Source organism: Acidovorax sp. Root267, from assembly GCF_001429215.1.
In the GTDB taxonomy this organism is placed as follows: Bacteria; Pseudomonadota; Gammaproteobacteria; order Burkholderiales; family Burkholderiaceae_C; genus Acidovorax; species Acidovorax radicis.
This window is the reverse complement of sequence record NZ_LMJC01000022.1, coordinates 153426-165350: the sequence shown is the minus strand read 5'-3', so window position 1 is coordinate 165350 and position 11925 is coordinate 153426. Positions and strand designations below refer to the sequence as shown.

The following is an 11925-nucleotide window of genomic DNA, read 5'->3' as shown; positions in this document are numbered from 1 at the left end:
TGTGTCGAACTCCCAGTTGTCGTTGTGACCGGTGTCTCATCGGGCATTGGCCGCGCCGTGGCCACCAAATTCTCAGAGCAAGGCTGCTGGGGTTTTGGCACCGCCCGCAATCTTGCAAAGACCGCATGCCCGCAGGCCCCGTCGATGCAAACCTGCGAAAACGCTTGGGCTTGGCTGAATCAGCGCCCGGGGTTCGGGGGCAAGCGGACTTTGTGGCGAGGTTCCTCGCTACAGGCAGCGGATAGCCGGGGGCCGGCAACCGGCCTTCTCTCGCCCTGCGCCGTGCTGCCCTATAGCCCCTTTATTTGACCAGCAGCGCGTTGATCGCCTCGACGTCCTGCTGCGTCAGCGTGCCTGCTGCCTGGCGCAGCTTGAGCGTGCCCAGCAGCACGTTGTAGCGGGCCTGGGCCAGGTCGCGCTTGGTCTGGAAGAGCTGGCTTTGTGCGTTGAGCACGTCGATGTTGATGCGCACCCCCACCTGGTAACCGAGCTTGTTGGCGTCCAGCGCGCTCTGGCTGGAGGCCTCGGCCGCTTCCAGGGCCTGTACCTGGCCCTGGCCGGACTGCACGCCAAAGAAGGCGGCGCGCGTGGCCTGGGCCACGTTGCGGCGGGTGGTTTCGAGGTCGGCTGCGGCTTTTTCTTCCAGCGCCAGCGTTTCCTTGACACGGTTTTGCACCGAGAACCCAGCGAACAGCGGCAGGTTGAAGGCCACGCCCACACTGGCGCTGTTGGTGCGGTTGTTCACACCGGGCGACGTGATCGTTCCGTTGGGGTTGCGCGTGATGTTGTAGCCCACTTGCAGGTCCAGGGTGGGCAGGTGGCCGGTTTCGGCCTTTTTGGTTTCCAGCCGGGCAATGTCCAGCGCGATCGCGGCCTGGCGCACACCGGGCTGCTGGTCGCGTGCTGTATCGACCCAGGTCGCCACGTTGTCGGGCTGAGCCGCGGGCAATTGCACGGGCAGTGCCAGTGGCTGGGGCTTGGTGCCGGTGATGCCCACCAACTGGTCCAGCGCCAGGCGCTTCACGCGCAGGTCGTTTTCAGCGGCGATTTCCTGTGCAACCACCAGATCGTAGCGGGCCTGGGCCTCGCGCGAGTCGGTGACGGTGGTGGTGCCCACCTCGAAGTTGCGCTTGGCGGAGGCGAGCTGTTCCGACACGGCAGCTTTTTGTGCCTGCACGAAGGCCAGGGTGTCTTGCGCCGCCAGCACGTCAAAGTAAGCCTGGCTCACACGCACCAGCAGGTCCTGCGTGGCGGCGTCGAGCTGCGCCTGCGCCACGTCGATGCCGCGCTGGCCTTGCTCCAGCGTGATGCGGTTGGCGGGACGGTACAGCGGCTGCGATGCCTGCACGCCCAGTGTCTGTGTGGTGCCGGTGTTTTCGATGGGCGGGCGGCTCAGCTCCACATTGGCGCGGCTGAGTCCGGCCGTGAGCCCGGCGCTGGGCAGCAGGCCTGCGCGGGCCTGGTCGGCGCGGCGGGACGCCGCATCGAGCTGGGCGCGGGCCGACTGCCAGGTCGTGTCATAAGTGCGGGCCGATTCCACGAGGTCCACCAGGCTCTGGGCGTGCACCGGGGCGCTCAGCGCCGCGCCGAGCGCCAGGGACATAAGGGACAGGGAGCGGGGCCGTAGCGGTGTCATGGGGGTCCTTCGGGAGAGTCTGCGGTTCGAAATGGGAGCGAAACAGGTCAGAGGGTGGCGAGGCGGCACGTGCGACCCTCCATCAGTAGCGGGGTACGGCGGGGTCGTTTTCATGCGACCACGCATCGATGCCGCCCGTGATATTGGCCAGCTGCTCAAAACCGTTGTGCTGCAGGAACGCGGCCACGCGCAGGCTGCGTGCGCCGTGGTGGCACAGGCAGGCAATGGGGCGGGCAGGGTCCAGCTCGGCCAGGCGCGCTGCCAGCTCGCCCATGGGGATGGCCACCAGCTCAAAGCCATCCGCGCGCACGCTGGCGGTCTGCAGCTCCCAGGGTTCGCGCACGTCCAGCACCAGGGGCTGGCTGCCTTCGGGTGCGGCGGCAAACCAGGCAGACAGCTGGGCGGGGCGGACGTGATCGATCATGCAGAACTCCGAAGGATGAAATCAGACTCAGAACGTGAAGCCGGACGGCTCGGGGAAGTTCACCAGGCGTGGTGCGATGGTGTCCCAGGGCGACGTGGTCTCGAAACGGTCACCGGTGCGGCGGGTCAGCGTGAAGCGCATCACGGGTTCGCCACCCACAATGCCGCCCAGGCGGCCACCGTCGCGCAGCAGTGAGAGCAGGGCGGTGGGCACCTGGGCCACCGATCCGCTGAGCACGATCACGTCAAAAGGGCCGTCGGGAATGGCGTCACGGGCGCCGTCGTTCAGGCGCACATCGGCGTTCTGGATGCCCGCATCGCGCAGGTTCTCGCGGGCCATTTCGGCCAGTTCGGGGTTGATTTCGAGGGATACCACACGCTCGGCGCGGTGCGCCAGCAGGGCGGCCATGTAACCCGAGCCGGAGCCAATCTCCAGCACTCGGTCGGTCGGTTTGATCTGCAGGTCCTGCAGGATGCGGGCTTCCACGCGCGGCTGCAGCATGCTGTGGCCCAGGCGCACGGCCTCTTCGGCGTCATTGCCCAGCAGGGGCACTTCAATGTCCATGAACGCCAGGCTGCGGTAGGCCGGGGGCACAAAGTCTTCGCGGCGCACCACGGCCAGCAGGTCGAGCACATCGGCGTCGAGCACGTTCCAGGGGCGGATCTGCTGCTCGATCATGTTGTAGCGGGCCTGCGCAATAGGATCGCTGATGTTGGCGGACGTGTTCAGGGGCATGTTCATGGAATTTCTCCGTGGGAGGCAGGTGTCGGGACGATCAGGACAAACCCTTGATTTTAGGCGCTGCCGGGGCCCGGCCGAACTTGCGCAGCGCCCACTGTGCCAAGTCGTCCATGTAGCAATACACCACCGGCACCACCACCAGCGTCAGCAAAGATGAGGTGATCACCCCGCCAATCACGGCCTGGCCCATGGGGGCGCGCTGCTCCGAGCCTTCCGATAGCGCAAAAGCAAGCGGCACCATGCCGAAGATCATGGCCAGCGTGGTCATGAGGATGGGGCGCAACCGCACGCGGGCGGCCAGCAACAGGGCGTCCGCACGGGGCAGGCCCGGCACGGTCTGGCCCTCGTCGTTCACATGCTCCTCGCGGGCTCGGATGGCAAAGTCCACCAGCAGGATGGCGTTCTTGGTGACCAGCCCCATGAGCATGACCACGCCGATGATCGAGAACATCGACAGCGTGGAGCGGAACATCAGCAGCGCGAGCACCACGCCAATCAGCGTGAGCGGCAGCGAGGTCATAAGCGCCAGCGGCTGCAGGAAGCTCTTGAACTGGCTCGCCAGGATCATGTAGATGAAGATGATCGCCATGGCCAGCGCCGAGATGGCGTAGCCAAACGATTCCGCCATGTTCTTGGTGGAGCCGCTGAACTGGTAGCGGTAGCCGGGCGGGAAGCTCACGCTCTCCAGCGCCTTCTTGATGTCATTGGACACCTCGCCCGCCGAGCGTTGCGCCACGTTGGCGTTCACGGCCACTTCGCGGGTCAGGTCGCGCCGGTTGATCTGGTTGGCACCGGTGGATTCGGTCACGCGGGCCACCTGGTTCAGGCGCACGATGCGCGTGGTGCCATCGGCGGCCGTCAGGGCAAAGGGCAGGCGCTCCAGGTCGGCCGGGGCGGTGCGGGCCTCGGGGGCCAGGCGTACATTCACGTCATAGGTCTGGTCGTCAGGAGCACGCCAGTTGCCCACCGTGGTGCCTGCCACCAAGGTGCGCAGCGATGCGGCCATGGGTGCCACGGAAAGGCCCAGGTCGGACGCCACTTCGCGCCGCACGTCGAGGGCGATCACGGGCTTGTCGGGCTTTGCGCTGGTGTCCAGGTCCACCAGGCCGGGGATGTCGCGGATCTTTTCGGTGACCACCTTCGTCAGGCGCTCCAGCTCCTGCAGGTCAGACCCCTGCAGCGAAAACTCCACCTGCTTCTGGCCACCCACCGCATCGAGCAGGCCCACGTGGGTGATGGTGATGCCCGGCACGGTCTTGAGGCGCTCGCGCAGCACGTCAGACATCTGGTCCACGCTGCGGCTGCGGTCCTTGCGGTCCACCAGGCGCACATAGATATTGGCGTAGATCTTGCCCTGGGCATTGCCCGTGTTGATGGTGGCCAGCGTGTAGCGCACCTCGGGCATCTCGCGCAAGATACCTTCCACCTGCCGCGCCTTGGCCTCGGTGGTTTCGAGCGACGAGCCCACGGGGGTATAGAAATTGAGTGATGTTTCAGAGAAATCGGCCTTGGGCACGAACTCGGTGCCCAGCAGCGGCACCATGAAGACGCTCAGCACAAAAATGGCCAACGCAATGCCCATCGTGGCCAGCTTGTGCACCAGCGACCAGCGCAGGATGCGCTGGTAGCCCTCTGCCAGCGCGTCGGTGGCACGGTCGAACCAGCCGGTGACGCGGCCGATGGTCTTGTCGTAGAAGGTGACAGGCTCTGTCTTCTGGCCGTGGGCGTGGATGCTCGGGTCATGCCAGATGCTCGACAGCATGGGGTCGAGCGTGAAACTCACAAACATCGAGATCATCACCGCCGCGACGATGGTGATGCCGAACTCGTGGAAAAACTTGCCGATGATGCCGCCCATGAAGCCGATGGGCATGAACACCGCCACGATGGACAGCGTGGTGGCCAGCACCGCCAGGCCAATCTCCTGCGTTCCGTCCATGGCTGCCGCGTAGGCGCCTTTGCCCATCTGCACATGGCGCACGATGTTCTCGCGCACCACGATGGCATCGTCGATCAACAGGCCCACGCACAGCGAGAGCGCCATCAGCGTGATCATGTTGATGGTGAAACCGAACATGTTCATGAACAAAAACGTGCCGATCAGCGCAATCGGCAGGGTCAGCCCGGTGATCACGGTGGAGCGCCAGGAGTTCAGGAACAGGAAGACGATCAACACCGTGAGGATGGCGCCCTCGATCAGCGTCTGGCGCACGTTGTTCACCGCCACGCGGATGGGGCGGGCGCTGTCGCCGATGGTCTCCAGCCGCACGCCAGGGGGCAGCTGGTTTTTCAGCTCCACCACGGCGGCGCTCAGGCCATCCACCACTTCAATGGTGTTTTCGCCCTGCGACTTCTGCACCGACAGCAGCAGCGTGCGCTGGCCGTTGTACAGGGCCAGGCTCTCGACCTCCTGCGCGCCATCGTTCACACGGGCGACCTGGTCCAGCCGCACAGGGGCCCCGTTTTTGCGGGCCACAATGATCTTGCCGAAATCTTCAGGGCGCTCCATGCGCGCATCGATCTGCACCACGCGCTCCTGCGCGAGAGACCGGATGGAGCCTACGGGCAGGTCCTGGTTCTCGTTGCGCACGGCGGTGGCCACCTGGTCGGGTGTCACGCCAAAGGCTTCGAGCGCCTGCGGGTTCAGGTAGATGTTGATCTCGCGCTTGGTGGCGCCCACCAGGTTCACGGCGCCCACGCCGCGCACGTTCTCCAGGCGCTTCTTCAAGATCTGCTCGGCCCAGGTGGTCAATTCGACGGCGCTGCGCGGCTTGACACCCGCCGTGTCGTCTGGCAACACGGCCAACGACCACACGGCCCTGCTGGCTGGGTCAAAGCGCAGCACGCGCGGCTCCTTGACCTCGGTGCGCAGCAAGGGGCGCACGGTGGCGACCTTCTCGCGCACGTCTTCAGCGGCCTTGCGGCCATCGATGTGGAGCTGGAACTCGATGATGACAACGGCCGTGCCCTCATAGCTGCGCGAGGTGAGAGCGTTGATGCCCGCAATCGAGTTGACGCCTTCCTCGATCTTCTTGGTGACTTCGCTCTCGACGATTTCAGGCGACGCACCGGGGTAGTCCACGGTGACCACCACCACCGGGAAGTCGATGTTCGGAAACTGATCGACCTTGAGGCGCTGGTAGGAGAACAGGCCCAGCACGACGATGGCGAGCATCACCATCGTGGCGAACACGGGGTTTTTCAGGCTGACTTTGGTGAACCACATGGTGCGTCAGTGCTATCAGGGGGCTGCGCGGGATGCTGCTGGCAACGCCGTGGGGACCGCTGCGGCAGCCACCGCCACGGCCGTGCCCTCGCGCAATTGGCCGATCCGGCCCGCAATGACCACCGCGCCTTCGGGCACACCTTCCACCGCCACCAGGGTCTGGCCGCCCACCACGGCACGCGTGCCGGTCTTGACCTCTGCATAGGCCACGCGGCCATCCTTCAGTGTTTGCAGATAGGGCGCGGGCTTGTCGGTGCGCACGGCATCCAGCGGCACGGCCAGCACGTCGGCCCGCCCGGTATCCAGCGTGCCCTGCACGAACAGGCCTTGTCGCAGTGGCGTGGCGCCGGGGGCCTGCTCCACCCGCAGGTAGACGGGCACCGTGCGGCTGCCGGCCTGGGCGCTGGGGTTGATGCGCACCACGGTGGCAGGCACCGGGGCCGCGATGCCCTCGATGGTGAGTTGCGCCTTTTGGCCCACCCGCACCGCGACCGAATCCGCCGGATTGAGCAGTGCCTCGAGCTCCAGCCGCGACAGGTCCACCACCTCGATGATGCGGGCGTCCACCGCCACGCGCTCGCCCGGCTGGGCCAGGCGCTGCGCCACCAGCCCGCTGATGGGGCTCTTGAGCACCGTTTCCTCCAGCGCCTTGCGTGCCACGTCGGCCGCTGCCACGGTGGCCTGGTAGCTGGATTGGGCCGCCTCGAGGCTGGCCTGCGAGGTGACCAGTGCTGTGGCCGAGATAAATCCCTGGTCCACCAGTGCCCGGTTGTTGGTGTACTGGCGCTGGTTGATCTCCACCTGGGATTTGGCGGCGTCGGCCTGCTGCTGCGCCTGGCGCAACCGTGCGCGGGCTTCGGTGGGGTCGATGCGGGCCACTTCCTGCCCGGCCTTCACGCTGTCGCCCTCACGCACCGTGAGACCTTGCAATTCACCGCCCACGCGGGCCTTGACCATGGCCGAATCCACCGCCCGCAAGGCCCCGGACACCGGCACCCCGAGCGAGAGGTTCTGCCGCCGCACTGGCAACACCTCGTCGGCGGCCACTTGCAGCGGCGCCTGGGCGCGCTGCGCCGTGGCTTCGGTCAGCGCCTTTTGCTGCGCCTGCCGCGCCGCCATGGCACGCCACACGCCGCCACCGAGCAAGACAACAACGACGGCTGCCGCCATCCAGAGAATCCAGCGTTTCATGGTCAGGTACCGCGTGAGGGCGGCAAAGAAGGAGAGGAAGGGGAGGGGATGGGAGGCGACGCCGGGGGCCGCACCAGCAGCCCATGCAGCACGTTGTCGATCTGCGCCTCGATATACAACTCAGGCCGCAGGCCCAGCGAGTCTGGAATGCAGGCCCCCACCGAGTGCTTCCACATCATGAGGAAGATCATGGGCGCCAGCACCACGTGCACGATGTAGTCCAGTGGCACGGGGCGGAACTCGCCGCGCTCGATGCCGCGCTCGACGATGCGGCGGATCAGCGCCTGCCCCGGCAAAATCACTTCCTGCTGGTAGAACTCGGTAATCTCCGGGAAATTCTGGGCCTCGCTGAACATCAGCTTGGTGATGCCCGAGGCCTTGGTGGCGCCGATGCGTTCCCACCACACCTGGTAGCAATACTGCAGCAGTTCGCTTGTGTTGCCCTCAAAGGACTCCAGCTCCCCACGCCACTCTTCAAAGCGGCCCGCGATGTTGTGGCGCACCACGGCTTTGAACAGCTCTTCCTTGCTGGGGAAATACAGAAACAGCGTGCCTTTGGACACCCCGGCCCGCGCCGCCACTTCATCCACCCGCGTCGCAGCAAACCCCTTTTCCACAAAAAGATCCAGCGCGGCCTCCAGCAGCTCACCCGGGCGGGCTTCCTTGCGGCGCTCGCGTTTGGTGCCAGCAGGGGCATTGGGTGGGGTGGATGTGGGGGACAAGGGGTGAATTTCGTTAATGACTGACCGGTTAGTAATGTAGCAAGCATGAACTGGAGCGTCAATTCATAATCTTCAGGTTTTGTACCCAAGGACCACCATGACTTTGCAAACCATCACCCTGGGCGGCGGCTGCTTCTGGTGCACCGAAGCCGTGTTCGACCGCGTGCGCGGCGTCACCGACGTGGAAAGCGGCTACACCAATGGCCACACCCTCAATCCCAGCTACGAACAGATCTGCCAGGGCGACACCGGCCACGCCGAGGTGGTGCGGCTGACGTTCGATGCCGATGAGATCAGCCTGGAGGAGATCCTGGAGATCTTCTTCCATACCCACGACCCGACCACCCTCAACCGCCAGGGCAACGACGTGGGCACGCAGTACCGCAGCGGTATCTATTACGAAACCCCCGAGCACGGCGACATCGCCAACGACATGGTCCGCCAGATGTCACAAGACAAGTTGTTTGGCGCGCCCATCACCACTGAGGTGAAGCCGCTGGCCAACTACAGCACGGCCGAGGCCTACCACCAGGATTACTTTGCCAACAACCCCAACGCGGGATATTGCGCGTTTGTGGTAGGGCCGAAGGTGGAGAAGTTCAGGAAGACGTTTGTGCGGTATTTGAAGGACCAATGACTGCACTGGTGGCAGCCGGCTGCCCCGCCACGCCACGCCACGCCAGCAGGGTGGCGACAACCATCCCTGGTTCCCAAGTGCGAACTGCATGTCCAGCAGCCAACTGCCAGCGGCATCGGCCAGCCATCTTGTCATCTGGCGTGCCATGGCTTGCTAACAATCCGACTCAGGCACTGGCTGCCCGGCGCTCCCGCAGCAGGCCCACGGTCAACACCACGAAGACCGCGACTGCCATGGCGAAGTAGAGCGAGACCGCTACCGGGCTGCCCGTGAGTTGGGCTCGGCGGGTGTCGTAGTCAATGACCCGCCGGCCGCCGGTTTCCAGCTGGTAAATGGTGTTGAGGTAGTCCGGCTCAAACCAGACCCTGACGCTTTGGCCGTTCAACTGCTGAAGCGATTCCCCAGCGGCATCCCCTTTGTTCACAAAGTATTGAGCCTGGGTAACCGTCCGGTCTTCGCCGCGAAGGGTGAGCCGCACCGCGTAGCTCGACTTCACGTTGTTCTCGATCCCTAGTTGCTCGACCTTTGCGTCCAGCACGGTGAGCCGGGCCAAGGGAGGAGGGCCGCTGAAAAAATGCAGCACTACGACAAGTACGGCCACCAGTCCGGAAAAGGCGGCGATGCGCCCCTTTTTGGATGCGCTATAGAGCAGAAACCAGGATTTCAAAACCATCTCGATCCGCCTCAAAGGATTGCCGCCTATACACCAAGGGCTGGGCAGTATATTGCTCCGAGAGGCCGGCGGACAAAGCCAGAGGACGCGATTCTTCGTGTCGACAGTCGCTCACCAGACCGCAGAGACCATTCGAGAACGTCAACTTGGCGCGTAGCGCGCGTTTGTTCAATTGATTGGCTCCGCGGAGACCGGCTGGGTCCGGGCATAATGCAACCCAATTGCGTTACAGGCCTTGCCTGCTCGCTGCATCCCGCCATGCCCTTCGCCCCAACCTCTTCATCCCCACACCGCCAGCCCTGGTCGCTCCCGCCCGGTATGCGCGCCACCCGCGCCACGCGGGCGCTGGCGGCGCTGTACGAAGCGCGTCCTGACGCAGCGCTCTCCGAACCCGAGGTAGAGACCGCCCTCGCCATGGCTGGCGCCCCCATCAACAAGGTCACCGTGTACCGCATGCTCGACCGTTTTGCCGCTGCGGGCCTGCTTCACAAGCAGGTCGATGCCGCCCGCGTCACCCGATACGCACGGGCCCCCCAAGGTGAAGAGGGCGCCGCCCCACGTTTTGAATGCGACGACTGCCACCGCCAGTTCCGCCTGTCGCAGGGCTCCGCCAAGGTGCAGACCGCTCTCAAGCAGGTGCTGCAGGCGCTGGCCACGGCCGGGCATGAGAGCCTGGCCGTGGACATTGCGGTCCACGGGCGCTGTGCAGACTGCGCGCACCCTTCCGAGAGCGCCGCCGCATGATCCGCACCCGGGGCCTTGCTTATACCTACGCCACGGGCGGCGCTGCGCCGCTGCGCTTCCCCGACGTGGACTTGCGCCAAGGCGGCACCTTGCTGCTGCGCGGGCGTTCTGGCTCGGGCAAATCGACCTGGCTTTCGCTGATGGCCGGGCTGCGCGGTGCCAGCGGCGGCGACCTGTTTGTGGCGGGCACCCAGCTGGGCACGCAGCGCGGGGCCGAGATCGATGCCTGGCGCGCGCGCAACATTGGTTTTTTGCCGCAAAAGCTGTACCTCAGCAGCGCACTCACCGTGGCCGACAACCTGGCGCTGGCCTACTTTGCGGCCGGGTTGCCGCGCGACGATGCAGCCATCCGCCGCGCGCTGGCGCAGGTGGGCGTGGCCGAGCTGGCCGCACGCAAGCCGCACCAGCTCTCGGGCGGGCAGGCGCAGCGTGTGGCGCTGGCGCGGGCCGTGCTGCTGGCGCCGCAACTGCTGCTGGCCGACGAGCCCACCGCCAGCCTCGATGACGAGGCAGCGGCCGACGCGCTCACGCTGCTGCAGCAAAGCGCCGCGGCCTGCGATGCCAGCCTGGTGATTGCCACGCACGACCAGCGCGTGGTGCAAGCCCTGGCCTGTGTGCAGACGCTGGATTTGAATGAAATCGGCGCCCAGCGCTTGATAGATAAGCGCGAGCAGCTATGAATTCAGGAGTCTTCAAACTGGCGCGCCTGTCATGGCGCTACTTGTGGTCCCGCCCGCTGGCGGCGGTGCTGAACCTGCTGGTGCTCACGCTGGGCCTGGCTGCCATCACCCTGGTGCTGCTGGTGGCCACGCAGCTCGACAAGGCGTTTGAGCGCGATCTCTCGGGCATCGACCTGGTGGTGGGCGCCAAAGGCAGCCCGCTGCAGCTCATCCTGGCGGGCGTGTTCCACATCGACGTGCCCACGGGCAACATCCCGCTGCAGGAGGTGCAGGCGCTGCAGAAGAACCCGCTGGTGGCGCAGGTCATCCCCTTAAGCCTGGGCGACAGTTACCAGGGTTTTCGCATCGTGGGCACCACGCCCGACTATCTGTTGCACTACGAAGTCCAATTTGCCAAGGGCGCGTTGTGGCAGCAGCCCATGGATGCGGTGCTGGGCGCCACGGTGGCCCGCAGCATCGTCAAGGCCGACCATAGCGGTACGCCGCTGGTGGGGGCCCCGTTCGTCGGCAGCCATGGGCTGGGGGGAGGAGGGCATGCACACGGCGACCACCCCTACCGCGTGAGTGGCGTGCTGGCGCCCTGCGGCTGCGTGCTCGACCGGCTGATCCTCACCAGCACCGAATCCGTCTGGATGGTGCACGAGACGGCCACAGCCAACGACGCCGAGGACCTGGAGATCCTGAAAGAAGAGCGCGAAGTGACTGTGGCCCTGGTGCGCTACCGCACGCCCATGGCCGCCATCACACTGCCGCGCCAGATCAATGCCGACACCGCCATGCAGGCAGCGGCGCCCGCCATCGAGGTCACGCGCCTGCTGCGCTTGCTGGGCGTGGGCGCCGATGTGCTGCGCGCCTTCGGCGGCGTGCTGCTGGCCGTGGCCGCGCTCAGCGTGTTCATTGCCTTGTGGAACGCCGTGCGCGAGCGCCGCACCGACCTGGCCATGCTGCGCATGCTGGGCGCGCCCCCGGGCCGCGTGGCGGGGCTGGTGCTGTGGGAGGCCCTGTGGTTGGCCGCAATGGCGTCTGTTTTGGGCCTGCTGCTGGGTCACGGCCTGGCCCATGGCCTGGGTTGGGCGCTGCAGGCGCAAGGGCTGCTGCCCGTCACTGGCTGGGTCTGGCTGCCTGCCGAGGCGGGTGTGCCCCTGCTGGCGGCGGGTGTGGCGGCGCTGGCAGCATTGTTGCCGGCCATGCAGGCGTACCGCACCGATGTTGCCGACCTGCTAGGCCAGCCCTGACACAACCATTGACTTC

Annotated in this window: 11 protein-coding genes and 1 pseudogene; 5 read left to right on the top strand and 7 right to left on the bottom strand. The window is 65.8% G+C overall.

Annotation, left to right across the window (positions count from 1 at the left end; genetic code table 11):
- Positions 1 to 24 precede the first annotated feature (24 nt).
- Positions 25 to 120 (top strand): annotated as a pseudogene (locus ASE39_RS27135) (short-chain dehydrogenase/reductase); the annotation flags it as partial.
- A gap of 181 nt (positions 121 to 301) precedes the next feature.
- Here ASE39_RS27135 and ASE39_RS14750 read toward each other — a convergent pair.
- The 6 genes from ASE39_RS14750 to ASE39_RS14725 all read right to left on the bottom strand — a co-directional run bounded on the left by ASE39_RS14750 (position 302) and on the right by ASE39_RS14725 (position 7940).
- Positions 302 to 1636 (bottom strand): TolC family outer membrane protein, encoded by a 1335-nt coding sequence (locus tag ASE39_RS14750; RefSeq protein ID WP_057271644.1) that lies wholly within the window; start codon positions 1634 to 1636, stop codon positions 302 to 304.
- A gap of 82 nt (positions 1637 to 1718) precedes the next feature.
- Entirely contained in the window at positions 1719 to 2060 is a 342-nt protein-coding gene (locus ASE39_RS14745) for a rhodanese-like domain-containing protein (protein WP_057224394.1), read from the bottom strand.
- 27 nt (positions 2061 to 2087) lie between these two features.
- Positions 2088 to 2801 (bottom strand): protein-L-isoaspartate O-methyltransferase, encoded by a 714-nt coding sequence (locus ASE39_RS14740; protein WP_010458285.1) that lies wholly within the window; start codon positions 2799 to 2801, stop codon positions 2088 to 2090.
- A 34-nt stretch (positions 2802 to 2835) separates the two neighbouring features.
- Entirely contained in the window at positions 2836 to 6027 is a 3192-nt protein-coding gene (locus ASE39_RS14735) for an efflux RND transporter permease subunit (protein WP_057271643.1), read from the bottom strand.
- 15 nt (positions 6028 to 6042) lie between these two features.
- Positions 6043 to 7218, bottom strand: coding sequence for an efflux RND transporter periplasmic adaptor subunit (locus ASE39_RS14730; protein WP_057271642.1), 1176 nt, complete (start codon positions 7216 to 7218; stop codon positions 6043 to 6045).
- A gap of 2 nt (positions 7219 to 7220) precedes the next feature.
- Positions 7221 to 7940: a TetR/AcrR family transcriptional regulator gene (locus tag ASE39_RS14725; RefSeq protein ID WP_010458279.1), complete on the bottom strand. Its 720-nt coding sequence runs from the start codon at positions 7938 to 7940 to the stop codon at positions 7221 to 7223.
- A gap of 97 nt (positions 7941 to 8037) precedes the next feature.
- Between ASE39_RS14725 and msrA the strand changes: the two genes are divergently transcribed.
- Positions 8038 to 8577, top strand: a complete 540-nt coding sequence (msrA, locus tag ASE39_RS14720) for a peptide-methionine (S)-S-oxide reductase MsrA (RefSeq protein ID WP_057224399.1) — start codon at positions 8038 to 8040, stop codon at positions 8575 to 8577.
- Between the two features lie 166 nt (positions 8578 to 8743).
- Here msrA and ASE39_RS14715 read toward each other — a convergent pair whose 3' ends face one another.
- Positions 8744 to 9250, bottom strand: a complete 507-nt coding sequence (locus ASE39_RS14715) for a hypothetical protein (RefSeq protein WP_057271641.1) — start codon at positions 9248 to 9250, stop codon at positions 8744 to 8746.
- A 318-nt stretch (positions 9251 to 9568) separates the two neighbouring features.
- Here ASE39_RS14715 and ASE39_RS14710 point away from each other — a divergent pair, with 318 nt between their 5' ends.
- From ASE39_RS14710 to ASE39_RS14700, 3 genes are read left to right on the top strand one after another with little or no spacing between them, the layout of a single operon-like run.
- Positions 9569 to 9994, top strand: a complete 426-nt coding sequence (locus ASE39_RS14710; RefSeq protein ID WP_057224402.1) for a hypothetical protein — start codon at positions 9569 to 9571, stop codon at positions 9992 to 9994.
- Positions 9991 to 10674: an ATP-binding cassette domain-containing protein gene (locus ASE39_RS14705; RefSeq protein ID WP_057271640.1), complete on the top strand. Its 684-nt coding sequence runs from the start codon at positions 9991 to 9993 to the stop codon at positions 10672 to 10674. Before ASE39_RS14710 ends, ASE39_RS14705 begins: the two co-directional genes overlap by 4 nt.
- Positions 10671 to 11909, top strand: a complete 1239-nt coding sequence (locus tag ASE39_RS14700; RefSeq protein ID WP_057271639.1) for an FtsX-like permease family protein — start codon at positions 10671 to 10673, stop codon at positions 11907 to 11909. Before ASE39_RS14705 ends, ASE39_RS14700 begins: the two co-directional genes overlap by 4 nt.
- Positions 11910 to 11925: the final 16 nt, after the last annotated feature.

Excerpts from the sequence above, each read along its gene's own strand:
- msrA (WP_057224399.1), top strand. The coding sequence starts at position 8,038 with ATGACTTTGCAAACCATCACCCTGGGCGGCGGCTGCTTCTGGTGCACC.
- ASE39_RS14730 (WP_057271642.1), bottom strand. The coding sequence starts at position 7,218 with ATGAAACGCTGGATTCTCTGGATGGCGGCAGCCGTCGTTGTTGTCTTG.
- ASE39_RS14705 (WP_057271640.1), top strand. The coding sequence starts at position 9,991 with ATGATCCGCACCCGGGGCCTTGCTTATACCTACGCCACGGGCGGCGCT.
- ASE39_RS14710 (WP_057224402.1), top strand. The coding sequence starts at position 9,569 with ATGCGCGCCACCCGCGCCACGCGGGCGCTGGCGGCGCTGTACGAAGCG.
- ASE39_RS14740 (WP_010458285.1), bottom strand. The coding sequence starts at position 2,801 with ATGAACATGCCCCTGAACACGTCCGCCAACATCAGCGATCCTATTGCG.
- ASE39_RS14750 (WP_057271644.1), bottom strand. The coding sequence starts at position 1,636 with ATGACACCGCTACGGCCCCGCTCCCTGTCCCTTATGTCCCTGGCGCTC.
- ASE39_RS14735 (WP_057271643.1), bottom strand. The coding sequence starts at position 6,027 with ATGTGGTTCACCAAAGTCAGCCTGAAAAACCCCGTGTTCGCCACGATG.
- ASE39_RS14745 (WP_057224394.1), bottom strand. The coding sequence starts at position 2,060 with ATGATCGATCACGTCCGCCCCGCCCAGCTGTCTGCCTGGTTTGCCGCC.
- ASE39_RS14700 (WP_057271639.1), top strand. The coding sequence starts at position 10,671 with ATGAATTCAGGAGTCTTCAAACTGGCGCGCCTGTCATGGCGCTACTTG.
- ASE39_RS14715 (WP_057271641.1), bottom strand. The coding sequence starts at position 9,250 with ATGGTTTTGAAATCCTGGTTTCTGCTCTATAGCGCATCCAAAAAGGGG.